The organism is Streptomyces sp. NPDC031210 (assembly GCF_055570395.1).
In genome coordinates this window covers 58,978-82,855 of record NZ_JBVIHH010000012.1, presented here as the reverse complement: position 1 = coordinate 82,855, position 23,878 = coordinate 58,978, and the positions used below count along the sequence as shown (strand labels likewise).

16 protein-coding genes and 1 pseudogene are annotated in these 23,878 nt (G+C 72.3%); 9 read left to right on the top strand and 8 right to left on the bottom strand.

The features are described from left to right. The first annotated feature begins 281 nt into the window (after positions 1-281). Positions 282-3,689, top strand: coding sequence for a GH92 family glycosyl hydrolase (locus ACZ45Z_RS22185; protein WP_468364991.1), 3,408 nt, complete (start codon positions 282-284; stop codon positions 3,687-3,689). 122 nt (positions 3,690-3,811) lie between these two features. Here ACZ45Z_RS22185 and acnA read toward each other — a convergent pair whose 3' ends face one another. Further along, positions 3,812-6,541 (bottom strand): aconitate hydratase AcnA, encoded by a 2,730-nt coding sequence (acnA, locus tag ACZ45Z_RS22180; protein ID WP_468364988.1) that lies wholly within the window; start codon positions 6,539-6,541, stop codon positions 3,812-3,814. A gap of 343 nt (positions 6,542-6,884) precedes the next feature. Between acnA and sigJ the strand changes: the two genes are divergently transcribed. Continuing rightward, entirely contained in the window at positions 6,885-7,766 is an 882-nt protein-coding gene (gene sigJ, locus ACZ45Z_RS22175; protein ID WP_468364985.1) for an RNA polymerase sigma factor SigJ, read from the top strand. 169 nt (positions 7,767-7,935) lie between these two features. Here the strand turns inward: sigJ and ACZ45Z_RS22170 are convergent, their stop codons facing one another. After that, on the bottom strand, positions 7,936-8,670 hold the full coding sequence (locus ACZ45Z_RS22170; protein WP_468365407.1) for a hypothetical protein: 735 nt from the start codon (positions 8,668-8,670) through the stop codon (positions 7,936-7,938). A gap of 211 nt (positions 8,671-8,881) precedes the next feature. Then, positions 8,882-9,176 (bottom strand): annotated as a pseudogene (locus tag ACZ45Z_RS22165) (GntR family transcriptional regulator). A gap of 157 nt (positions 9,177-9,333) precedes the next feature. Between ACZ45Z_RS22165 and ACZ45Z_RS22160 the strand changes: the two are divergent. After that, entirely contained in the window at positions 9,334-10,863 is a 1,530-nt protein-coding gene (locus tag ACZ45Z_RS22160) for a helix-turn-helix domain-containing protein (RefSeq protein WP_468364982.1), read from the top strand. Between the two features lie 116 nt (positions 10,864-10,979). Here ACZ45Z_RS22160 and ACZ45Z_RS22155 read toward each other — a convergent pair whose 3' ends face one another. Further along, positions 10,980-11,777: a VOC family protein gene (locus tag ACZ45Z_RS22155; protein WP_468364979.1), complete on the bottom strand. Its 798-nt coding sequence runs from the start codon at positions 11,775-11,777 to the stop codon at positions 10,980-10,982. Between the two features lie 297 nt (positions 11,778-12,074). Between ACZ45Z_RS22155 and ACZ45Z_RS22150 the strand changes: the two genes are divergently transcribed. Continuing rightward, a complete protein-coding gene (locus ACZ45Z_RS22150) occupies positions 12,075-12,569 on the top strand; it encodes a hypothetical protein (protein WP_468364976.1) in 495 nt (164 codons plus the stop codon). 60 nt (positions 12,570-12,629) lie between these two features. Here ACZ45Z_RS22150 and ACZ45Z_RS22145 read toward each other — a convergent pair whose 3' ends face one another. Then, positions 12,630-13,763 carry an acyl-CoA dehydrogenase family protein gene (locus ACZ45Z_RS22145; RefSeq protein ID WP_468364974.1) on the bottom strand — a complete coding sequence of 378 codons (1,134 nt, stop codon included), beginning with the start codon at positions 13,761-13,763 and terminating at the stop codon, positions 12,630-12,632. Between the two features lie 212 nt (positions 13,764-13,975). Here ACZ45Z_RS22145 and ACZ45Z_RS22140 point away from each other — a divergent pair, with 212 nt between their 5' ends. Then, positions 13,976-15,583 (top strand): AMP-binding protein, encoded by a 1,608-nt coding sequence (locus ACZ45Z_RS22140; protein WP_468364971.1) that lies wholly within the window; start codon positions 13,976-13,978, stop codon positions 15,581-15,583. A gap of 4 nt (positions 15,584-15,587) precedes the next feature. Next, complete coding sequence (locus ACZ45Z_RS22135) at positions 15,588-16,448, top strand: PaaX family transcriptional regulator (RefSeq protein WP_468364968.1); 861 nt, start codon at positions 15,588-15,590, stop codon at positions 16,446-16,448. Positions 16,449-16,478: 30 nt separating this feature from the next. On the opposite strand, the gene ACZ45Z_RS22130 is transcribed toward ACZ45Z_RS22135, so the two are convergent. After that, on the bottom strand, positions 16,479-17,243 hold the full coding sequence (locus tag ACZ45Z_RS22130; RefSeq protein WP_468364966.1) for an HAD family hydrolase: 765 nt from the start codon (positions 17,241-17,243) through the stop codon (positions 16,479-16,481). 453 nt (positions 17,244-17,696) lie between these two features. On the opposite strand from ACZ45Z_RS22130, the gene ACZ45Z_RS22125 reads away from it, so the two are divergent. Further along, positions 17,697-18,356 carry a TetR family transcriptional regulator gene (locus ACZ45Z_RS22125; protein ID WP_468364964.1) on the top strand — a complete coding sequence of 220 codons (660 nt, stop codon included), beginning with the start codon at positions 17,697-17,699 and terminating at the stop codon, positions 18,354-18,356. A 142-nt stretch (positions 18,357-18,498) separates the two neighbouring features. On the opposite strand, the gene ACZ45Z_RS22120 is transcribed toward ACZ45Z_RS22125, so the two are convergent. Beyond that, entirely contained in the window at positions 18,499-19,518 is a 1,020-nt protein-coding gene (locus ACZ45Z_RS22120) for an MDR family NADP-dependent oxidoreductase (protein ID WP_468364962.1), read from the bottom strand. A 173-nt stretch (positions 19,519-19,691) separates the two neighbouring features. On the opposite strand from ACZ45Z_RS22120, the gene ACZ45Z_RS22115 reads away from it, so the two are divergent. Both ACZ45Z_RS22115 and ACZ45Z_RS22110 read left to right on the top strand, forming a co-directional pair. After that, the gene (locus ACZ45Z_RS22115; RefSeq protein ID WP_468364960.1) at positions 19,692-20,309 is read left to right on the top strand and encodes a ScbR family autoregulator-binding transcription factor; all 618 of its coding nucleotides are present in this window, start codon (positions 19,692-19,694) and stop codon (positions 20,307-20,309) included. A 149-nt stretch (positions 20,310-20,458) separates the two neighbouring features. Further along, positions 20,459-21,436: a ScbA/BarX family gamma-butyrolactone biosynthesis protein gene (locus ACZ45Z_RS22110; RefSeq protein ID WP_468364958.1), complete on the top strand. Its 978-nt coding sequence runs from the start codon at positions 20,459-20,461 to the stop codon at positions 21,434-21,436. A 56-nt stretch (positions 21,437-21,492) separates the two neighbouring features. On the opposite strand, the gene ACZ45Z_RS22105 is transcribed toward ACZ45Z_RS22110, so the two are convergent. After that, positions 21,493-23,877 carry a bifunctional salicylyl-CoA 5-hydroxylase/oxidoreductase gene (locus tag ACZ45Z_RS22105; RefSeq protein ID WP_468365404.1) on the bottom strand — a complete coding sequence of 795 codons (2,385 nt, stop codon included), beginning with the start codon at positions 23,875-23,877 and terminating at the stop codon, positions 21,493-21,495. Position 23,878 lies beyond the last annotated feature (1 nt).

Genomic DNA, 23,878 nt, shown 5'->3' with positions numbered 1-23,878 from the left:
GATCCCCGGCCTTGGTCGCGGGCCGGTCGGACGCCGACAGGTATAGTCCACTTCCAGCCGAAGGGGCAAGATCGAAAGCAGGGTTGGCCGGGAGTCTTTCCCGAGTTGAGACCTCCCCGGTATGCGGCGGTCGGGTCCACGGGATTTTCTCGCCGGCTGCTCCGTTCGCGTGCCCGGCGCACCGATCGCGGCGGCGCCCTTGACACCAAACTCCCGACGCCCCTTACTTATCTCTGCATTACGCAACTGACAACGATGTCAATCTCGTTGAGAGGGCTCGCGTGCGGCTCAGACACCGGCACAGTCCACTGCGGGGGATCGCCCGCCCCGCCGCTCTCGCGGCGGCCGCCCTGCTCGTCGTCACCGTGCCCGGCCCGGCCCGGGCAGCCCCTCCCCCAACGCCCCCCGGACCGGCGGAGTTCAGCTCCTCCTTCGAGTCCGGGCAGCCGCGGCCGGACTGGACGGACACCGCCGAGACCGGGCCGGACGGCACGCCGCGGGTCTCCGGCGTCACCCCGCAGGCCGCGCCCGCCGCTCCCGGGATGACCACCCGGACCGACACCGGCCCGGCCGCCTCCCCCACTTCCAAGGCCGGCGCCGGCTTCTCCGGCGGGCATGCGCTGCGGTACGCCGGCACCCACACCGCCGACGGTCGCGGCTACGCGTACAACAAGGTCTTCGACGTCAACACCCCGGTCATCGAGGCGACTTCACTCTCGTACAAGATCTTCCCCGAGATGGCCGCCACCGACGCGGCCTACCCCGCGACCCATGTCGCCGTCGACCTGGCCTTCACCGACGGCACCTACCTCAGCGATCTGAGCGCCGTCGACCAGCACGGTGCCCCGCTGACGCCGCGGGGCCAGGCCGCCTCCAAGACGCTGTACGTCAATCAGTGGAACCACAAGGAGTCGCGGATCGGCGCGGTCGCGGCCGGCAGGACCATCGACCGGGTCCTGGTCGCCTACGACGCGCCCGAGGCCCCGCGGACCGCGCCGGCCTTCCGCGGCTGGGTCGACGACGTCACCATCGGGCCCAAGGCCCCCGACAAGCCGCTCGCGCATCTGTCGGACTACGCCGTCACCACCCGCGGCACGCTCTCCAGCGGCAGCTTCTCGCGCGGCAACACCTTCCCCGCGACCGCGGTGCCGGGCGGCTTCAACTTCTGGACACCGGTGACCAACGCCGGCTCCGCCGACTGGCTCTACGAGTACGCGCGGAAGAACAACGCCGACAACCTGCCCACCCTCCAGGCGTTCAGCGCCAGTCACGAGCCGAGCCCGTGGATGGGTGACCGGCAGACGTTCCAGGTCATGCCGTCCGCCGCGGCCGGCGTCCCGGACGCCTCGCGCACCGCCCGCGCGCTGCCCTTCCACCACGCCAACGAGACCGCGAAGCCGCACTACTACGGCGTCACCTTCGACAACGGCCTCAAGACCGAGATCACCCCGACCGACCACGCCGCGATGATGCGCTTCACCTTCCCCGGCGACGACGCGAGCCTGATCTTCGACAACGTCAACAACAAGGGCGGGCTGAGCCTGGACACCGAGCGCGGCGTCGTCACCGGCTTCTCGGACGTCAAGAGCGGCCTGTCGACCGGCGCGACCCGGCTGTTCGTCCACGGCGTCTTCGACACGCCGGTCACCGGGGGCGGCAGGCTCGGCGGTGGCGGAGGCAAGGACGTCACCGGCTATCTGCGCTTCGCGCCCGGCGCGGAGCGGACCGTGACGATGCGCCTGGCCACCTCGCTGATCAGCACCGAGCAGGCGAAGGCGAACCTGGAACGGGAGATTCCGGCGGACGCCTCGTTCGCCGACGTGGTGGACCGGGCTCGGGCACAGTGGGACGACATCCTGGGCCGCATCGAGGTCGAGGGCGCGAGCCGGGACCGGCTCACCACGCTCTACTCCAACCTCTACCGCCTCTACCTCTACCCCAACTCCGGCTGGGAGGACGTCGGTTCGCGCCACCGCTACGCCAGTCCCTTTTCCCCGCAGACCGGCCAGGACACCCCGACGCACACCGGCTCGAAGATCGTCGACGGAGAGGTGTACGTCAACAACGGCTTCTGGGACACCTACCGCACGACCTGGCCGGCGTACTCCCTGCTCACACCCGGCCGGGCGGGGAGGATGGCCGACGGTTTCGTCCAGCAGTACAAGGACGGCGGCTGGATCTCCCGCTGGTCCTCCCCCGGGTACGCGGACCTGATGACCGGGACGAGTTCCGACGTGGCCTTCGCCGACGCGTTGGCCAAGGGCGTGAAATTCGACGCCGCGGCGGCTTACGAGGCGGCCGTCAAGAACGCCACCGTCGCCCCGCCCAGCCCCGGTGTCGGCCGTAAGGGCATGAACACCTCGCCGTTCCTCGGCTATACGAGCACCGAAACCCGCGAAGGCGCCTCGTGGGCCCTGGAGGGATATCTCAACGACTTCGGCATCTCCCGTATGGCGAAGGCCCTCTACGCCACCACGCACAAGCCCCGCTACAAGGAGGAATCGGCCTATTTCCGCGGCCGGGCCCTGAACTACGTCAAGCTGTTCGACAAGCGGGTCGGCTTCTTCCAGGGCCGGGACGCCAAGGGCGGCTGGCGGCTGCCCGCGGACCGGTTCGACCCCCGGGTCTGGGGCCACGACTACACCGAGACCAACGCCTGGACCTACGCCTTCCCCGCGCCGCAGGACGGCCGCGGCCTGGCCAACCTCTACGGCGGCCGGGCGGCCCTGGCCGAGAAGCTGGACGCCTACTTCTCCACCCCGGAGACCGCGGCGAAGGAATTCGCCGGTTCCTACGGCGATGTCATCCACGAAATGACCGAGGCCCGCGACACCCGGATGGGCATGTACGGGCACAGCAACCAGCCCTCGCACCACATCGCCTACACCTACGACGCGGCCGGGCAGCCCTGGAAGGCCCAGGAAAAGGTCCGGGAGGTGATGTCCCGGCTCTACCTCGGCAGCGAGATCGGCCAGGGATATCCGGGCGACGAGGACAACGGCGAGATGTCCGCCTGGTACGTCTTCAGCTCGCTCGGCTTCTATCCGCTGGTGATGGGTGAGGGCGAATACGCGGTGGGCTCCCCGCTGTTCACCAAGGCCACCGTCCATCTGGAAAACGGCCGCGATCTGGTCATCAAGGCGCCCCGCAACAACGAGACGAACCTCTATGTCCAGGGGCTGCGGGTCAACGGCAAGCCGTGGAATTCCACCGCCCTGCCGCACCGCCTGCTCGCCCGGGGCGGCACCCTGGAGTTCGCCATGGGCGCCCGGCCGTCGTCCTGGGGCAGCGGGAAGAACGCCGCCCCGTCCTCCCTCACCCGGGACGACAAGGTGCCCAGCCCGCCCGGCGATGTGACCGGCCCCGGCGGCGGCCCGCTCTTCGACAACACCTCCGACACCTCCGCGGCGCTCACCACCGCCCCGGTCGACCTGTCCCGGCCCACCCGGGTCACGTCGTACACCCTGACCTCGGCGGAGCGCACCGCCGCGCCGCGGGGCTGGACGCTGGAGGGTTCCGCGGACGGCGACCACTGGCGGCCCCTGGACCGCCGGTCCGGCGAGTCCTTCACCTGGGACCGCCAGACCCGGGTCTTCGCCCTCGACCGTCCGGGCGACTACCGGCACTACCGCCTGGTGACCGACGGCGCGGCCACGCTCGCTGAGATCGAGCTCCTCGGGTCGCCGTAGACCGAGTCGGCCCGCCGGTCCGCGCCGATCTTCCGAGGCGCTCCCGGCCGGCGGTACGCGGACGGGCCGCACCCCCTCGGTCGAGGGAGTGCGGCCCGTGGCGTTCGTCGTGCGGCCGCCGGTTACTTGCGGATCAGCGAGCGCAGCACGTACTGCATGATGCCGCCGTTGCGGTAGTAGTCCGCCTCGCCGGGGGTGTCGATGCGCACCTTGGCGTCGAACTCGACCTCGGCGCCGGAGGGAGCGGCGGCCTTGACCTTGACGGTCTCGGGGATGCCGCCGTCGTTGAGCGCGGTGACGCCGGTGACGGAGAAGGTCTCCTCGCCGGTCAGGCCGAGCGACTGGGCGGAGGCGCCCTCGGGGAACTGGAGCGGCAGGACGCCCATGCCGATGAGGTTCGAGCGGTGGATGCGCTCGTAGGACTCGGCGATGACGGCCTTGACGCCGAGGAGCGCGGTGCCCTTGGCGGCCCAGTCGCGGGAGGAGCCGGAGCCGTACTCCTTGCCCGCCAGGATCACCAGCGGGATGCCGGCGGCCTGGTAGTTCTGCGAGGCGTCGTAGATGAAGGAGACCGGGCCGCCCTCGACGGTGAAGTCGCGGGTGAAGCCGCCCTCGGTGCCCGGCGCGATCTGGTTGCGCAGGCGGATGTTGGCGAAGGTGCCGCGGATCATGACCTCGTGGTTGCCACGGCGCGAGCCGTAGGAGTTGAAGTCGCGACGCTCGACGCCGTGCTCGGTGAGGTACTTGCCGGCCGGGGTGTCGGCCTTGATGGCACCGGCCGGGGAGATGTGGTCGGTGGTGACGGAGTCGCCCAGCTTGGCCAGCACGCGGGCGCCGGTGATGTCCTGGACCGGGGAGGTCTCCATCGTCATGCCCTCGAAGTACGGGGGCTTGCGCACGTAGGTGGACTGCGGGTCCCACTCGAAGGTGTTGCCGGTCGGGATCGGCAGCGCCTGCCACTGGGCGTCACCGGCGAAGACGTCCTGGTAGGACTTGTTGAACATGTCCTCGCCGATCGCCGAGGCGACGACCTCGTTGACCTCGGCCTCGGTCGGCCAGATGTCCTCGAGGTGGACCGGCTTGCCCTCGGTGTCCGTGCCGATGGCGTCGCGCGTGATGTCGACCTTCATCGAACCGGCGATGGCGTACGCGACGACCAGCGGCGGGGACGCCAGGTAGTTCATCTTGACGTCGGGGTTGATCCGGCCCTCGAAGTTGCGGTTGCCGGAGAGCACCGAGGTGACGGCCAGGTCGTGCTCGTTGATCGCCTTCGAGACCTCGTCGTCGAGGGGGCCCGAGTTGCCGATGCAGGTGGTGCAGCCGTAGCCGACGAGGTTGAAGCCGAGCTTGTCGAGGTACGGGGTCAGGCCCGCCTTGTCGAAGTAGTCCGTGACGACCTTCGAGCCCGGGGCGAGGGTGGTCTTGACCCACGGCTTGCGGGTCAGGCCCTTCTCGACCGCCTTCTTGGCCACCAGCGCGGCGGCGACCATGACGTACGGGTTGGAGGTGTTGGTGCAGGAGGTGATCGCGGCGACGGTGACGGCGCCGTGGTCGATCTCGTACGTCGAGCCGTCGGGGGCGGTGACCAGGGTCGGCTTCGACGGGGCGCCGTTGGGGGCGACCGCCGGAGCGTCGGAGGCCGGGAAGGACTCCTTGCCCGCCTCGTCGACCTCGTCGACGTAGTTGCGGACGTCCTGCGCGAACTGCTCCTTGGCGTTGGCCAGGATGATGCGGTCCTGCGGGCGCTTGGGGCCGGCGATCGAGGGGACGACCGTGGAGAGGTCCAGCTCCAGCTTCTCGGAGAAGTCCGGCTCGGCGGCCGGGTCGAGCCAGAGGCCCTGCTCCTTGGCGTACGCCTCGACGAGCGCGACCTGCTGCTCGTCACGGCCGGTCAGGCGCAGGTACTTCAGGGTCTCGTCGTCGATCGGGAAGATGGCGGCCGTGGAGCCGAACTCCGGCGACATGTTGCCGATGGTGGCGCGGTTGGCGAGGCTCGTCGCCGCCACGCCCTCACCGTAGAACTCGACGAACTTGCCGACGACGCCGTGCTTGCGCAGCATCTCGGTGATGGTCAGCACGAGGTCCGTGGCGGTGGTGCCCGGGGTCAGCTCACCGGTCAGCTTGAAGCCGACGACGCGCGGGATGAGCATGGAGACCGGCTGGCCGAGCATCGCGGCCTCGGCCTCGATGCCGCCGACGCCCCAGCCCAGCACGCCGAGGCCGTTGACCATGGTGGTGTGCGAGTCGGTGCCGACGAGGGTGTCGGGGTACGCCTGCCCGTTGCGGACCATGACCGTCCGCGCCAGGTGCTCGATGTTCACCTGGTGGACGATGCCGGTGCCCGGGGGGACGACCTTGAACTCGTCGAACGCGGTCTGGCCCCAGCGCAGGAACTGGTAGCGCTCCTTGTTGCGGCCGTACTCCAGCTCGACGTTCTGCGCGAACGCGTCATGCGTACCGAACTTGTCGGCGATGACGGAGTGGTCGATGACCAGCTCGGCCGGGGCCAGCGGGTTGATCTTCGCCGGGTCGCCGCCGAGCTCCTTGACGGCCTCACGCATGGTGGCCAGGTCCACGACGCAGGGGACGCCGGTGAAGTCCTGCATGATCACGCGGGCCGGCGTGAACTGGATCTCCTGGCTTGGCTGGGCCTGGGAGTCCCAGTTGCCGAGCGCCCGGATGTGGTCGGCGGTGATGTTCGCGCCGTCCTCGGTGCGGAGCAGGTTCTCCAGCAGGACCTTCAGGCTGTAGGGAAGGCGGGCGGAGCCCTCGACCTTGTCCAGCTTGAAGATCTCGTACGACTCGTCGCCCACCTGCAGCGTGCTGCGGGCGTCGAAGCTGTTCGCCGACACGACAGTCTCCTTCATGCATGAATTCGCGCGTACCACCGCACGTTGGCCCATCTGCGACTGCCGTCGCGCGGTGCCGCCACAGATCCTTGCCGATCCGCTAAGGTGTACCTAAGTTAGGTAACCCTTAATGGCGCGGCAGCGGTACGCCTCTCGGCAGATATCTCGATGTCGAGATAACTCTAGTACATCGCCGCGCCGGGGTCATGCCCTGGCGGGTGTGAGAGCGGCCGACCGCGCCCTATCTCCCCCGTCTCCTTACATCTTCCTGTCACATCCGCCCGGCTTCCTCCGTCATCCCTCATGAGGGGCCGCGAGGGCGGGCCGCGACGGAGGAATGCGACCGATGAACGACGAGACGTGGCTGGCGGAGCGGTTCGAGGAGAACCGGGGCCACCTCAGGGCGGTGGCCTACCGGATGCTCGGCTCGCTCAGCGAGGCGGAGGACGCCGTCCAGGAAGCGTGGCTGCGGCTGAGCCGTTCCGGTGCGGACGGGGTCGGGAATCTGGGCGGCTGGCTGACGACGGTCGTCGCGCGGGTGTGCCTCGACCTGCTGCGCTCCCGTAAGGCGCGGCGCGAGGACCCGCTGGAGGCGTATGTGCCGGAGCCGATCGTGAGCCGCGCGGAGGGGCCCGGTCCGGAGCAGGAGGCGCTGCTGGCCGATTCGGTGGGGCTCGCGCTGCTCGTGGTGCTCGAAACGCTGGCGCCGGCCGAGCGGCTCGCGTTCGTGCTGCACGACATGTTCGCCGTGCCGTTCGAGGAGATCGCCCCGATCGTGGACCGGACACCGGCCGCGGCCCGCCAGCTCGCCAGCCGCGCCCGGCGGCGGGTCCAGGGGACCGCCCCGGCGCCGGACCCCGACCTGACCCGGCAGCGGAAGGTGGTCGACGCCTTCCTCGCCGCCTCGCGCCAGGGCGACTTCGAGGGACTCCTCGCGGTCCTCGACCCGGACGTCGTCCTGCGGGCGGACGGCGGCGGTCTCGCGCCGGGCCTGTCGAAGGTGGTGCGCGGCGCGCCGGCCGTCGTGCAGCAGGCGCTGACGTTCTCCCGCTTCGCGCTCGTGGCACGTCCCGCGCTCGTCAACGGGGCGGCGGGCCTGGTCACGCTCCGCGACGGAGAGCCGTTCTCCGTCATGGGCTTCACCGTCGCCGAGGGCCGGATCGCCGAGATCGACATCCTGGCCGATCCGGAGCGGCTGAGCCGGCTCGACCTGGCGCTGCTGGACTGACGACCGGGCGGGCGGGGCGGTCAGGGGGCGGGGGCTGGGCGGGGAGCCGGTCAGCGGCCGGGGACCTGGCGGGGGCCGGGGACCGGGCGGGGGCCGGGGCGAGCGGGCCGGTCAGCGGACTGGGGCCGGGGCGGGCGTCAGCAGCCAGGGGTCGGGACGAGCGGGCCGGTCAGCAGCCGGGGACCGGGCCGCCCTTGGCCAGGGCTCGCAGCGACCGGACCGCGTCCGTCAGCGTCGCGACCGGTATCAGCCGCAGCCCGCCGGCGGTGGCCCGGGCCGTCTCGCACTGGTCCTTCGGTACGAGGAAGACGCCCGCTCCGTCCCGCTTCGCCGCCTGCGTCTTCAGCGCTACGCCGCCGACCGGGCCCACCGTCCCGTCGGCCTCGATGGAGCCCGTACCGGCGATCACCCGGCCGCCGGTCAGATCGCCGCCGCGGCCGTCGCCGTCCAGCTTGTCGACGATGCCGAGGGAGAAGAGCAGTCCGGCGCTCGGCCCGCCCACGTCGGCGAGCCGGAGCCGCACCTTCACCCGGCGCGGGTCCTTCTTGAGGTACCCGAGCGCGGCGGCGGTCGCCGCGTGCTGCGAGCGCGCCATGTCCGCGCGGTTGTGCCGGGCCGTCTCCTCGTCCGACTCCCCGGCCGGGAACACCGCGTCCACGGGCATCACGGCCCGGTCCGTGCGGAACCAGCCGTCGATCACGTCGGCCAGGCGGACATCGGCCCGCGGCGCGGTCGCCATGATCGCCACCATCCGCAGCCGCCCACTGGTCCGGCGCACCGGTGCCCCGCTGACGGAGATGACCTCGGCCCCCTTGTACACACCCAGCACGTCCGTGGTCTGCCCCGGCCGCGCGACCGAGTACGGCAGCGGCGCGAACGCGGCGACGGCGAGCAGCGCGACCATCGGTACGGCCCCGAGCGCCAGGGCGCGGGGACGCGAGACGCGCGGGCGGGGCCCGGAAGCGGGGGCGCCGGTGCGGGGGGCGGCTTCGTCACGGGGGCGGCGAGTGATCACGGGGCCAATGTAGTGGGGCGTTCGGGTACGGTTCCGGGCCGGGCGGGCACGGCACCGGAGCCGGTTGGAGCGCCCCTCAGTACCGCTCAGCGCCCGCCCCTCAGCGCCCCGCCGGCCCGCTCCGCACCACCGTCACGATGTCCTCGTCGTCCTCATCGTCCTCGTCGGAGAGGCCGAGGTGGCGCGCCTCGGCGATCAGGCGTGCGGCGGCTCCCCCTTGAGGCGCTGGTAACCGCGCAGGGCCGTGTGGACGTTCACGCCGAGGGAGGCCACGAGTTCGCGTGCCGCGCGCTGGCCCCCTCGCCTACCGATCCGTCGGCGATGGCGGCACGGCCGCAGGCAACCGGTCGGCCACGACCGCGTAGACGGTGGCGGTCGGGCGCGGCGACCGCCAAAAGGGGGAACGCGGCAACCCCTGCGCGCCGAGAGTCCGTTGCGGCCGGGCCGGAACGCGGGACCCTCGTGGCGCGCCGCCGCACGGCACCCCATTCGCACAGCAATAGAACAACACGTCGTTGTGCGCCCATCTCATATCTGAGATACGGTCGCCCCATGGGAGACGACTACCTCGTACGCATCGGCAGGCTCATCCGTGACGCCCGGCAGCACCGGGGCTGGACACAGACGCAGCTCGCGGAGGCGCTCGGCACCAGCCAGAGTGCGGTCAACCGCATCGAGCGCGGAAACCAGAACATCAGCCTTGAGATGATCGCCCGCATCGGCGAGGCTCTCGACAGCGAAATCGTGTCGCTCGGTTACGCCGGTCCGATGCACCTGCGGGTCGTCGGCGGACGCCGCCTGTCCGGCAGCATCGCCGTGAAAACGAGCAAGAACGCCTGCGTCGCGCTGCTTTGCGCCACGCTCCTGAACGCGGGCCGCACAACTCTGCGCCGGGTGGCCCGTATCGAGGAGGTCTACCGCATCCTCGAAGTGCTCGGCAGCATCGGCGTGCGCACCCGCTGGATCAACGACGGCAACGACCTGGAGATCGTGCCGCCGGCCGAGTTGAGCCTCGACACGATGGATACCGAGGCGGCCCGCCGCACCCGCAGCGTCATCATGTTCCTCGGCCCGCTGCTGCACCGGATGGACCACTTCAAGCTGCCGTACGCGGGCGGTTGCGACCTCGGTACCCGCACGGTGACACCGCACATGACGGCGCTGCGGCACTTCGGCTTGGAGATCACCGCGACCGACGGCATCTACCTCGCGCAGGTCGACCGCAGCGTCTCCCCCAAGCGCGCGATCGTCCTGACCGAGCGCGGCGACACCGTCACCGAGAACGCCCTGCTGGCCGCGGCCCGGCACGACGGCGTGACCGTCATCCGCAACGCCTCCTCCAACTACATGGTCCAGGACCTCTGCTTCTTCCTGGAGGAGTTGGGCGTCAAGGTCGAAGGCGTCGGCACGACGACCCTGACCGTCCACGGCGTCGCGCACATCGACCGCGACGTGGACTTCGCGCCGTCCGAGGACCCGGTGGAGGCGATGAGCCTGCTGGCGGCGGCCGTTGTCACCGAATCGGAACTGACGATCCGCCGGGTGCCGGTGGAGTTCCTGGAGATCGAGCTGGCCGTCCTGGACGAGATGGGGCTGGACCACGAGCGCAGCGCGGAGTATCCGGCCGACAACGGCCGCACCCGGCTGATCGATCTGACGGTCCGCCCCTCCAAGCTCCAGGCCCCCCTGGACAAGATCCACCCGATGCCCTTCCCGGGCCTCAACATCGACAACGTCCCCTTCTTCGCGGCCATCGCGGCCAGCGCCCAGGGCCAGACCCTCATCCACGACTGGGTCTACGACAACCGCGCCATCTACCTCACCGACCTCAACCGCCTCGGCGCGCAGGTCAAACTCCTCGACCCGCACCGGGTCCTGGTAGACGGCCCGACCCGCTGGCGCTCCGCGGAAATGATGTGCCCCCCGGCCCTACGCCCGGCCGTCGTCGTCCTCCTCGCCATGATGGCCGCCGAAGGCACCTCCGTCCTGCGCAACGTCTATGTCATCAACCGGGGTTACGAGGACCTGGCCGAACGACTCAACTCCATCGGCGCGCAGATCGAGATCTTCCGGGACATCTGACCGCGGTGGTGCGTACGCCACCCGCCGGTCCGGCCTGGGCGGTGCCGGCCAAGTCGGTCGGCCCAAGCGGCCCGGTGGGCAGGCCAGTTGGCGATGGTGAAGTGGCTGTCGGACCCTCAGGGGGTTTCCTGTGGGGTGAGGATGACGAATTCGGCGCCGGCGGGGTCGGTGCAGACGGCCAGTCGGCCGACGCCCTCGGCGGTTTCCGGGCCCATTGAGACGGCGCCGCCGTTGGCGGTGACGCGGGCGACCGTCGCGTCGCAGTCGGCGGAGCCGAACACCGGGTGCCAGTAGGGCTTTCCGCCGCCCTCGAACATCTCGGGGGTCTCCATGATGCCGCCGTGCATCCGCTCCGGGGCGCAGCCCGCGGGGGTGACCAGGGTGTAGGTGCCGCCGGCTCCGCCGGGCAGCGGCATGTCCTGGGTGGTCCAGCCGAAGACGCTGCCGTAGAAGGTCTGCGCACCGGCGGAGTCGGTGGTGTAGAGCTCGGTCCAGCCCAGGCTGCCGGGTCCGTCGGCCGCCTCGAAGCCCGCGTATCCGGCGGGCTGCCAGACCGCGAACTGCGCGCCCTGCGGGTCGGTGAGCTGGGCCATCCGGCCCTCGTCGTCGGCCTCGGACGGCGGCGTGCGGACCGAGCCGCCGGCCTGTTCCACCGCCTTGACCGTGGCGTCCGCGTCGCGGGTGTGGAAGTAGATCATCCAGGCGGAGCGGGCGCCCTTCTCCGTCAGCGGTCCCACCCCGCCGACGGCCTTGCCGCCGAGGCGGAAGACGGAGTATCCCCCCTCCTCCGGCCCGCCCATCGGCTCGGCCTGCCAGTCGAAGACCGCTCCGTAGAACGAGGTCGCGACCCCGACATCGGGGGCACCCAGATCGAGCCAGCACGGGGAGCCGGGTACGAAGTCAGTGGTGATCATGGCGATTCCCTCCAGGTCCTGCTGTCCGTGGCGGTAGCGCGACGGCCGTGGGGCGTCGCATGGCGGCCGCGGGCGCGGATCCTCCATGAATTCAGCGTGACACCCGCCACTGACACTCGCCCCTCGGCACGATTCGGCCTCCGCGCCCGGGCTTGCTAGCCTGACGCGCGCCCGTCAAGAAACACGGCGGGCGCGGCGTCCGGCATGGGCGTGTATCGGAAATCAGGCGCGCGCATGGGTATGAGGCCCATACGCGTTTGCGGCCCAGGTGGCCGGTTACTCGGGGGAGAAGTCGACGTGAAGAGTCGTCATGTTCGTGCGGTCGCGGTATGCGGGTTGGTCGTCGTCACCCTGACCGGCGCCCGCCACTCGCACGGCGGCGGCTGCGGCAGCAGCCACAGCAGCTCCAGCAGCAGCACCAGCGGCGGATACGGCAGCTCCGGCAGCACCACGAGCGGAACCACCGGTGGTTCGCCGTCGGCCACCGCGACCACCCAGCCGGAATCCGACATCCGCATCACCGACTGCAAGGTCGACACCGCCGCGGGCACCCTGCGCGCCGAGCTGAGCGTCACCAACGGCAACTCCCAGGGCACCTCGACCTACAACGGCACGGTCCAGTTCACCGACGAGACCGGCCGCACCTTCGGGTCCGCGATGATCAGCTCCGTGCGGGTCACCGCCGGTCAGACCCAGTCCGCCACGGTCACCGGCACGTTCATCAAGAGCCCTGACCAGCAGCCGACTTCGGGCAAGTGCAACCTGGGCACGGTCTTCAAGAGCAACATCTAAAGGCCGCCGCGGACGGCCGCCGCGCGCCGGGGTGCCCCCGCCGGTGCGTATCCGGCGCGCTCACGGCCTCTCCCGGTACAACTCCTTGGCGATGATCGACCGCTGCACCTCCGTGGCCCCCTCGTAGATGCGCGGGGCGCGCACCTCGCGGTAGAGGTGCTCCAGGAGGTGGCCGCGGCGCAGTGCGCGGGCGCCGTGGATCTGGACGGCCGCGTCGACGACGTACTGCGCGGTCTCGGTCGCCAGCAGCTTGGCCATCGCCGAGCGGCTCGCGAGGTCCGGGGCCCCCATGTCGTACGCCGACGCGGCCGCGTACACCAGGAGCCGGGCGGCCTCCACGCGGGTGGCCATCTCGGCCAGTTGATGGCCCACGGACTGGAGATCCTTGAGCGGGCCGCCGAACGCCCTGCGCGCTCCGGCGTGCGCCAGCGCCGCGTCCAGCGCCGCCTGCGCCATGCCGACCGCGAACGCGCCCACGCTCGGCCGGAACAGGTTCAGGGTGCGCATCGCGACGCCGAAGCCGCCGCCCACCTCGCCGAGCACGTCCGCGCCGGTCACCGGCACCCCGTCGCACACCAGCGTCCCGATGGGGTGCGGGCTGAGCATCTCCAGGTGCTCGCCGGTCAGGCCCGGCCGGTCGGCGGGCACCAGGAACGCGGTGATGCCGCGGGCGCCCGGCGCGGGTCCGGTACGGGCGAAGAGGGTGGCGAAGTCGGCCTCGGGGGCGTTGGAGATCCAGCATTTCTCGCCGGTCAGCCGCCATCGGCCGGGGCCGTCGGGCGTGGCGGCCAGGGACAGCGCCGCGGCGTCCGAGCCGGCGCCCGGCTCGCTCAGCGCGAACGACGCGACCGCGCGGCCGGCGGCCACCTCGGGCAGCCACCGCTCGCGCTGCGCGGCCGTCCCGGCCTGGAGCACCGGATAGGCGCCCAGGCCCTGGAGCGCGAGGGCGGTCTCCGCCTCCGTGCACTCACGCGCGAGGGATTCGCGCAACAGGCACAGGTCCAGGGCGCGCAGGGTTCCGTTGGCGGGGAACAGGCGTCCCAGGAGGCCGAGCTCGCCGAGCGCGGCGACCAGCGGCCGGTTGACCCGGCCCACCTCGCCCTTCTCCGCCAGGGGGCGCAGCCGTTCGGCCGCCAGCGCGCGCAGCGCGCCGCACCACTCCTGCTCGTCCGGTCCCAGCGCGAATGCGGTCACGAGGCGGCTCCCTGGTAGCGGTTCCTCTATCGCGGTCTGTTGACTGCCGTCACGAGCACGTTACGCTGGCGACGGATCCGTACGGCAGTCCCCGAGCACTCCCGGCCGGTTTCGCGAAGCCGCCCGCCCGGCGGTTCCCGTACCGGTCCGCACCGTCCCCGTCCCTGTCCCGGCCGCTGGTCGGCCACCCCGGCGCCAGGGGGCGCATCGCCATGGAGCTACGGCCCTCCGCTCACGTCGACACCTTCGCCCGCGACGGGCTGCCGCCGGCCGGTCAGTGGCCGGACCTGACCGACCTGGGTTACCCCGAACGGCTCAACTGCGGTACGGAACTGCTGGACGCCACCATCGGGCGGCTGGGCCCGGACCGCCCCGCCCTACGGGGCCCGGGCGGCGCGGTGTGGACGTACGGGCAGTTGAGTGACCAGGTGGACGCGATCGCGCACGCCCTCACCGGCCGCCTCGGGGTGGTGCCGGGCAACCGCGTCCTGCTGCGCGGCCCCAACACCCCGTGGCTCGCCGCCTGCTGGCTCGCGGTGATGAAGGCCGGCGCGGTCGCGGTGACCGTCCCGGCGGCGCTGCGCCCGGCCGAGCTGGCCACCATCTGCCGGATCGCCCAGGTGCGGCACGCGCTGTGCGATGCCCGGTCGGTGGCGGACCTGGCGCGGGCCGGGGCGGCGGGGCCGGCCCTCACGACGTACGGCGGGGACGGGCCGGACGATCTGACGCGCCTGGCCCGGCCCGGCGGCGCGCCGTATCCGGCGGTGGCGACCTCCGCCGACGATGTGGCGCTGATCGCCTTCACCTCGGGCACCACCGGCCGCCCCAAGGGCTGCATGCATTTTCACCGCGATGTGCTGGCCGTCGCGGACACCTTCTCGGCCCGGGTGCTGCGCCCGCGCCCGGACGACGTGTTCGCCGGCAGTCCGCCGCTGGGTTTCACGTTCGGCCTCGGCGGCCTGGTCGTCTTCCCGCTGCGGGCCGGCGCCTCGGCGCTTCTCAGCGACTGGGAGGGCCCCGGGCGGCTGCTCGCCGACATCGCCGCGCACCGGGTAACGGTGCTGTTCACGGCGCCGACCGTCTACCGCGCGATGCTGCCCGCGCTCGGCGCCCATGACCTGACCTCGCTGCGCCGGTGCGTGTCGGCCGGCGAGAACCTGCCCGCCTCGACCTGGCACTCCTGGCACGAGGCGACCGGACTGCGGATCATCAACGGCATCGGCGCCACCGAACTGCTGCACATCTTCCTCGCCGCCGCCGACGACGCGATCCGGCCCGGTACCACCGGGGTGCCGGTGCCTGGCTTCGAGGCGCGGGTGCTCGGACCGGACGGGACGCCGGTGCCGGACGGCGAGCCGGGGCTGCTGGCCGTCCGCGGGCCGACCGGCTGCCGCTATCTCGCCGACGCCCGGCAGACGGAGTACGTACGCGACGGCTGGAACATCACCGGCGACACCTACGTCCGCGAGCCCGACGGCTACTTCCGCTACGTCGCCCGCGCGGACGACATGATCATCTCGGCCGGTTGCAACATCGCCGGGCCCGAGGTGGAGGAAGCGCTGCTGGGCCACCCGGACGTGGCCGAGGCCGCGGTCGTGGGGCGCGCCGACGCGGACCGCGGACAGGTCGTCGTCGCGCATGTGGTGCTGCGGCCCGGCGTCCCGTCCAGCAAGGACACCGTGGCCGCGCTGCGGGCCTTCACCAAGACCCGTATCGCGCCCTACAAGTGCCCCCGGGAGATCGTCTTCCACGCGGCGCTCCCGCGTACGCCGACCGGCAAACTCCAGCGCTACCGCCTGCGCGAGGGCGCTCTAGAGTGATTCGGTGAGCGACCAACGACCCCAGCGCACCCCCCAGTCCTTGATCGTCACGTTCTACGGCGCTTACGGCCGCGGCGGGCCGGACGACGCGGGCGGCCCGGTGCCGGTCGCCGCCCTGATCCGGCTGCTGGGCGTGCTCGGTGTGGACCCGCCGTCGGTGCGCTCGGCCGTCTCCCGACTCAAGCGCCGCGGTCTGCTCGTCTCCGAGCGCACGGCCCGGGGAGCCGCCGCCTACGGCCTGTCCGACGACGCCCGGCAGCTCCTGGCGGACGGCGACCGGCGGATCTACGGCCGGCCGGCCGCGCGACTGTCCGACGGCTGGGTACTAGCGGTCTTCTCCGTCCCCGAGGAGGAACGGCACAAGCGCCATCTGCTGCGCTCCCGGCTGGCCCGGCTGGGCTTCGGCACCGCGGCCCCCGGTGTGTGGATCGCGCCCGCGCACCTCTACGAGGAGACCCGGCACACCCTCCAGCGGCTCCAACTGGCCTCGTATGTGGATCTGTTCACCGGCACCCACGCGGGTTTCGAACCGACCGCGGCGGCGGTGGCCCGGTGGTGGGACCTGGACGCGCTCGCCGCCCAGCACCGCGCGTTCCTGGCCGAGCAGGAGCCGGTTCTGCGGCGGTGGTCGCGACGGCGCACGGTGCCCCCCGAGGACGCCTACCGCGACTATCTGCTGGCACTGGACGCCTGGCGCCGCCTGCCGTACGCGGATCCCGGTCTGCCCTCTCCCCTCCTGCCGGAGGGCTGGCCGGGCGGCCGCGCGGCGGAGGTCTTCGGCCAACTGCACGGTGAACTGCGGGCGGCTGGCGCCCGTTTCGTGAGCGAGGAGGTATCAGCGGAGCCCTGGCGTGCTCCGGGCTGACACCGGCCGGGCTGATGCCGGCCCCGCCGCTCAGCGCCGGCGCGCCCCCACGCCCACGGCGGCCACCGGTCGCGGCCGGGCCGCGGCGATGACGGAGACCACGTCCTTGAACGAGCCGCACATGCGGGTACCGGCGACCGCGGCGAGTTCGCCGAAGGTGCCGACGCCGTAGGTGACCGCGACCGGTTCCATGCGCGCGGTCACCGCCATCCGCATGTCCCCCACGGTGTCCCCCACATACGCGCTCTCCCAGGCCGCGACCCCCAGCCGGCCGGCCGCCCGCAGCACCATCTCCGGGTGCGGTTTGCCCCTGCGGACCATGTCCTGTCCGATGACCGGACCGACCAGGTCGCGGATGCCCATGACGTCGAGCAGCGCCTCGGCGCTGCGGGTGGACTTGGAGGTGGCCACGGCCAGTTCGACGCCGTGCGCCCGCAGCGCGGAGAGGCCCGCGGTGACGCCGGGGAAGAGCAGTTGCGGGCCCAGGCACAGGACCTCGTAGGCGAACAGTTCCCGATAGCGGGAGATGGCGGCCTGCACGCGGCCGTCGTCCTCCGGTTTGCCCAGCAGCCGGCCGAAGGCGGGGCCGGGGGGCTTGCCGATGGCGGCCGCCGCCTGCCGCGCGGTGACCGAACATCCCTGCTCGGCGGCCACCTTGACCAGCAGTTTGCTGATGGCGGGGAGGGTGTTGGCGAGCGTGCCGTCGAGGTCGAAGACGGCGGCTTTGATCGTCTCGCCGCCGGCGCCCCGCACGCCTCTCACAGGACGTTCGCCGACTTCCGCTGATACGCGCATGGCTGGAGACCTTTCCGGATTCCGATGGATGCAGTGGCTCGGGTGACGTGTGCTGGCTCGGCTCGTTCGGGCGGCCTGCGGTCGACGACAGGGGAGGCAGAGGCGGTCTCGCCATGGCGCACCGCTGTCCAAGGGCGGTACGCGACCGTCGTGGCGGTGGTGCGGGAAGAGGAAGCGTCCCGTTTACCGCCTTCGCAGATTTAAAAACCGCCTGCGCTGTTTGTCAATGTGCGCCCGCCACACTCTGACGGGTCGACATCGCGTCCTTTACGGGCGAGACTGGAGCGGAACCGGAACCGGCGGGTCGCCGAAGCCCGGACGACCGCCGACCGACGCCTTCACGTCAGAGCGAGGTAGTTCCGGCCATTCGCCCCGAGCATATCGAACCGCATGGTTGGTTTTCTATGTAGACTGCATTGAGCTCGCAGCCGTACTAGAGACGGGACGGACACCGTGCCCACGCAGCATCGCGCCATCCAGAGCCGCCAGGCGCTCATCCGCTCGGCCGCCGAGACCTTCCTGGAGAAGGGGGTCCCCGCCTCGGGCATGGTCGAGATCAGCAGGCGCGCCCGCCTGAGCAAGGGGGCGCTCTACTTCCACTTCACGTCCAAGGACGACCTCACCCTCGCGGTGCGCGATGCCGCCCTCGCCACGCTGCAGGAGATCGAGGACGGCCTCGTCCGCTCCCCGCAGCCGCTGGCCACCGCCGTCCGCGACTTCGCCGTCGAGCTCTTCGGCCGGGTGCGCACCGACGCAGTCCTGCGCGCCGGACTGCGGCTGCGGCCCGAGACCGCGCCGGGGCTGGAAATCCACGCGCTGGAACAGCGCTGGTACGCCCTGTTCCTCGACAAGGCCGTGACCTGCCGGCCCGGCGAGCCGATCGGGGCGGGCGACCCGGCCGGACCGACCGGCCCGCGGGCCTCCGACAGCGAACCGCGGCGCGCCGCCCAGCTCTTGACCTCGATCGTGGTGGGTCTGCTGCATCTGGGCGGCGAGGACCGCACGTGGTGGGAGGAGGACGCCGTCGCCGGTCTGTGGGGGCTGCTCCAGGGCCCGCCGGAGCGCGTGGCGGCCGCGGGCGTCCCGGCGCCCGACCGCATCCCGGCGGGCTGACGGGGCGTCCGGCCGACCGGACACGCCCGCCCACGCCTCAGGGCGCCCCGCGCCCCGGCCGTCGCCCGGCCGCCGTCCCCTCGGCCGGACGCCCCGCGCGGGCACCGCACCCCCCTCCCACCGCCCGGCGCCGGACCCCGCGTCACAACTCCACGAGTACGGACCCGACATGGCGCCCCCGCGTGAGCTCGCACAGGGCCCGCGGCGCCTGTTCGATGCCCCGCAGCAGGGTGTGCGGGAAGACGAGGGAGCCGTCCCGCAGGCCCTGTCCGAATTCCTGCGTCCACTCCTGAGGGAGGTCCGGGTGAGCGTGCAGCCCGAAGCCGCGCAACGCCACCCGGCGGGTGATGATCAGCCCCGCGTCCAGCTCCACCGGCGAGGAGGCGCCGCCGTCCCCGCCCAACTGACTGGAGAGCGCGCCCACCAGCGCGAAGCGCGCGTCGGGCCGGGCCGCCTGGAGCGCGGCGGCCAACTGCTCCCCGGCCACGGTGTCCAGCAGGACGTCGATGCCGTCCGGGGCCGCGCGGCGGAGCTGGTCCGCGATCGGCCCCGCGCCGCGCACGACGGTGTCGTCGTAGCCCAACTCCGCGCGCAGCCGGACCGCTTTACGCTCCGAGCCGGTGCTGCCGACGATCCGGCCGGCGCCCAGCCGCCGCGCGATCTGGCCCGCCATGCTGCCCACACCGCCCGCCGCGCCGGTGACGAACACGGTGTCGCCCGGGCGGACCGGCGCGGCCCGGCGCAGGGCGCCCCAGGCGGTCGGGCCCTGCGAGAGGTGCGCGGCGAGCAGCGGCAGGGCGTCGGGTTCGATGCGGCGCACCCGCGCGGTGTCGACCACCGCGAACTCCCGCCATCCGTACGGGTGATGGACGAGATCGCCCGGGGCGAAGCCGCCACCGGACGCCGCGACGACCTCGCCGACCGCGGATCCCCACAGCGCCTGACCGACCACGAACGAGGGCATCGGCAGGCGGAGTCCGGTCATCTGCGTCCGCATCGCCGCGGTCACCGCCATGACGCGGGTGCGCACCAGGACCTGTCCGTCGCGCGGCTGGGGCACCGGCACCTCGGCGACCGCGAAGTGATCGAGCGTCAGGTCGCGCTCGACGGGTGCGGCGAGCCGGATCTCCCGGTGCGTGGCGGGTAGGTGTGTGGCGGACATCGGACGGCTCCCAGCGCTCTCGGTGGCGCGGCCCCGCACCGCGCCGTCGCGTTGTTTCGCGATTCAATACCGCATGGTTGGCTTCTTTATGATGCGCAAATAGACTGCGCGGCCACGGGCGGCGGGTCGCACCCAGGCACTACAACTCCAAGAGAGCATACGGAGGATGATCGGTGGTCAAGCAGGAACGCGCGGTGCGCACCCGACGCGCCGTCCTCGAAGCGGCGGCCCACGTCATCGGCACACGCGGGTACCAGGCCGCCACGATGGCCGAGATCATCCAGCGGGCGGGGGTCACCAAGGGGGCGGTGTATTTCCACTTCACCTCCAAGGACGCCCTGGCCCGCGCGGTCATCATGGAGCAGACCGATCCGTTTCTGCCGCAGGTGAGCGACTCCCGCCTCCAGGACGCCATCGACTTCACCCACCAGGTGGCGCTCGCGCTGCGCAGCGATCCGTTATTGCAGGCCGGCACCCGGATCGCGGTGGAGACGACGTTCAGCGAGGACCCGCTGGTGCCCTACCGGGCCTGGACCGACATCATCACCAAGATGTTCACCGAGGCGCGCGACAACGGTGAGCTGCTGCCCGCCGTCGCGCCCGAGCGGGCCGCCGAGTTCTTCGTGGCCGCGTATATGGGCGTGCAGTTGTTCTCCCGGGCCGCGACCAACCGCGCCGACCTGCCCGAGCGCGTCACCGCGCTGTGGAAGCACACGTTGCCGGGGCTGGCGTCACCCGGCGCCCTGAGCCATCTCGATCCGCACGGCCGCTCCGTGAAGATGAGCGCCTGACGCCCGTAAACCCTCCGCGTCCTGGACAGGAAGGGGCCCACTCGGCACTAGAAAACAAACCACATGGTCCGTATCTTGGGGGGCCCTGTCCGCCGAGGCTCCGTTTCCCGACAGGCGCCCGGAGCCGCCCACCAGAAAGGGAATCCCCCATGGCAAGCGCCACCCTCACGTCGTACGCGCGCGATCGGCGCGACGGCACGGCAGACTGTTCCGCCGCTGAAAACCGACCACCGGCGCTCACCAGGACCGTCCCCCGCGAGTATGTTCACCGCACCGCGGTCTGCGAGGTGTTCCTCACCGGCTGGCGGCGCCGGGGCACCGGCGGCTGGGTGGTCAGCGCCCAGTGGCCGCGGGCGCACAGCTTCTACGGCCCGGTGGGCGGGCTGCACGATCCGATGCTGCTGATAGAGACCATGCGGCAGGCCGGCATATTACTGAGCCACGTCGGCCACGGCGTACCGCTGGACCACCCGATCATCTGGCAGAACGTCAGCTACGACCTGGCCCCGCGGGCGCTGCGGGTGACGGACGCGCCCGCCGAGGTGACGCTGTGCGTCACCGACCGCGACGTGGTGCGGCGCGGGAAGCGGCTGACCGGCGCCCGCCAGGAATTCCGCGTCCTGTGCGACGGCGCCGAACTGGCCACCGCGAGCCTGGACTTCTCCTGTCACAGCCCGGCCGTCTACCGGCGGCTGCGCGGCGAGTACAGCGATCTGGCGCTCGCCAACGCCCGGCGGCTGCCCGTGCCCGAGGGCGTCCCCGCGCAGGTGGTCGCCCGGGAGCGGGCCCGCGATGTGGTGCTCGCCCCCACCGACCGCGCCGACCGCTGGCAACTGCGCGTGGACACCTCGCACCCCGTGCTCTTCGACCACCCCGTGGACCACGCCCCCGGCATGCTGATGGTCGAGGCCGCCCGGCAGGCCGCCCAGGCGGCGACGCCCGGCTTCACGCTTCCCGTCACGATGGAGTGCGCCTTCGAGCGGTACGCGGAGATGGACGCCCCCTGCTGGGTGCAGGCGCGGACCACCCGGCGCGACGACGACGGCCGGCGGCACGTCGAGGTCGGCATCGTGCAGCACAGTCGGCCGGTGGTGACCGCCCGGATCACCACCGCACCGGCTCCCTGACGGCTCCCTGACCGTCGCCCCGAAACGGCCCCGCCCCGCTGCTCGATGCCTCCCCGTCAGCGCAGCGTGAGGCGGGGCTTCGGCGCGTCGGTGCGTCCGGTGGGCGGCGTGCGGCTGCCCGCCCGGTAAGGCGCCGGCCAGGGGGCGCCGGGGCCGGCGTAGCCCTGTTCCGCGGCGGCGTGCAGCGTCCAGTGCGGGTCGTACAGATGGGGCCGGGCCAGCGCGCACAGGTCGGCGCGCCCGGCCAGTACGAGCGAGTTGACGTCGTCCCAGGAGGACAGGGCGCCGACCGCGATGACGGGCACGCCGAGGGTGTTGCGGATGCGGTCGGCGAACGGTGTCTGGTAGGAGCGGCCGTAGTCGGGGCGTTCGTCGGGGACGACCTGCCCGGTGGAGACGTCGAGGGCGTCGGCGCCGTGGGCGGCGAAGGCCGCCGCGATCTGCACCGCGTCGTCGGCGGTGGTGCCGCCGTCGGACCAGTCCGTCGCGGAGATGCGGACCGTCATGGGGCGTCCGGCCGGCCAGACGGCGCGGACCGCGTCGAAGACCTCCAGCGGGAAGCGCAGCCGGCCGGCGAGGTCGCCGCCGTAGGCGTCGGTGCGGTGGTTGGTGAGGGGGGAGAGGAAGCCGGAGAGGAGGTAGCCGTGCGCGCAGTGGAGTTCGAGGAGGTCGAATCCGGCGCGGGCGGCGGCCTCGGCGGAGCGTACGAACTCCTCGCGTATCGCGGCCATTTCCGGTGCGGTCAGGGCGCGGGGGACCTGGTTGACACCCGGCCGGTAGGGCAGCGCGGAGGCGGCCACGAGGGGCCAGTTGCCGTCCGGCAGCGGCTGGTCGATGCCTTCCCACATCAGCCGGGTGGAGCCCTTGCGGCCGGAATGGCCGAGCTGCACGCCGATGGCGGTGCCGGGCGCGTGGTGGTGCACGAAGTCGGTGACCCGGCGCCAGGCCGCCTCGTGGCCCGGCCGGTACAGGCCCGTGCAGCCGGGGGTGATCCGCCCCTGCGGGCTGACGCAGACCATCTCCGTCATCACCAGTCCGGCGCCGCCCAGCGCGCGGGCCCCGAGGTGGACGAGGTGGAAGTCGCCGGGCGTGCCGTCGTTGTCGGCGGCGGAGTACATGTCCATGGGGGAGACCACGACGCGGTTGCGCAGCGTCAGGTCCCGCAGGGTGAAGGGGGTGAACATCGGCGGGGTGCCGGCGGGGATGCCCGCTTCCGCGGTGACCGCGTCGGCGAAGCGGGCGTCGCGCAGCCGCAGGTTGTCGTGGGTGACGCGGCGGCTGCGGGTGAGGAGGTTGAAGGCGAACTGGTGCGGCGGCTGTCCGGCGTACGTCGCCAGGTCCTCGAACCAGGCGAGGCTGGCGCGGGCGGCCCGCTGGGTGGAGGCGACGACGGGGCGGCGCTCGGCCTCGTAGGCGGCGAGCGCGTCGGGCACGGTGGTGTGCTCCTCCAGGCACGCGGCGAGGGCCAGGGCGTCCTCGACGGCGAGTTTGGTGCCGGAGCCGATGGAGAAGTGGGCGGTGTGCGCGGCGTCGCCGAGCAGCACGATCCGGCCGTGCGACCAGCGGTCGTTGACGACGGTACGGAACGCGGTCCAGCTTGAGCGGTTGGAGCGCAGCGGCCGGCCGCCGAGCGCGCCGGCGAACAGCGCGGCGCACCATTTCGCCGACTCCTCCTCACCGCACCGGCCCAGGCCGGCGGCCCGCCAGACCTCTTCGCGCATCTCGACGATCACGGTGCTGGCGGCCGTGGGGGCGGGGGCGGGGGCATCGGCGCGAGCCTCCGTGTCGCCGCGGTGGTCGGGTGCCGGGCGGGCATAGGGGTAGCCGTGGAGCTGGGCGAGGCCGTGGCCGGTCTCGGCGACCTCGAACCGGAACGCGTCGAAGGCGAAGTCGGCGGACAGCCAGATGTAGCGGCAGCGGTGAGTGGTCACCTGGGGGCGGAAGACGTCGGCGTGCGCGGCGCGGGTGGCGCTGTGCACGCCGTCGGCGGCGATCACCAGATCGTGTTCGCGGGCGAGTTCGGCGGCGGGCGGCGCCGGCGTACGGAAGAGCAGCCGTACGCCCAGGGAGCGGCAGCGCTCGTGCAGGACGGCCAGCAGCCGGCGGCGGCCGAGCGCGGCGAAGCCGTGGCCGCCGGAGGTCAGGGTGCGGCCGCGGTGCACGATGTCGATGTCGTCCCAGCGGACGAACTCCTGTCGCAGCGCACGGTAGACGACCGGGTCGGCGTGCTCGATGCCGCCGAGCGTCTCGTCGGAGAGCACGACGCCGAAACCGAAGGTGTCGTCGGGGGCGTTGCGCTCCCAGACGGTGATGTCGCGGGCCGGGTCGAGCCGTTTGAGCAGGGCCGCGGCGTAGAGCCCGCCGGGCCCGCCCCCCACGATGGCGATCTTCCGCGCCGCGCCACCGCCCGCCGTCGTGCCCTCGCCGCCCGGGGCGGGCACC

Coding starts and splice junctions, on each gene's coding strand:
- sigJ (WP_468364985.1), top strand. CDS start 6,885: ATGAACGACGAGACGTGGCTGGCGGAGCGGTTCGAGGAGAACCGGGGC.
- ACZ45Z_RS22170 (WP_468365407.1), bottom strand. CDS start 8,670: ATGGTCGCGCTGCTCGCCGTCGCCGCGTTCGCGCCGCTGCCGTACTCG.
- ACZ45Z_RS22160 (WP_468364982.1), top strand. CDS start 9,334: ATGGGAGACGACTACCTCGTACGCATCGGCAGGCTCATCCGTGACGCC.
- ACZ45Z_RS22155 (WP_468364979.1), bottom strand. CDS start 11,777: ATGATCACCACTGACTTCGTACCCGGCTCCCCGTGCTGGCTCGATCTG.
- ACZ45Z_RS22140 (WP_468364971.1), top strand. CDS start 13,976: ATGGAGCTACGGCCCTCCGCTCACGTCGACACCTTCGCCCGCGACGGG.
- ACZ45Z_RS22130 (WP_468364966.1), bottom strand. CDS start 17,243: ATGCGCGTATCAGCGGAAGTCGGCGAACGTCCTGTGAGAGGCGTGCGG.
- ACZ45Z_RS22120 (WP_468364962.1), bottom strand. CDS start 19,518: ATGTCCGCCACACACCTACCCGCCACGCACCGGGAGATCCGGCTCGCC.
- ACZ45Z_RS22110 (WP_468364958.1), top strand. CDS start 20,459: ATGGCAAGCGCCACCCTCACGTCGTACGCGCGCGATCGGCGCGACGGC.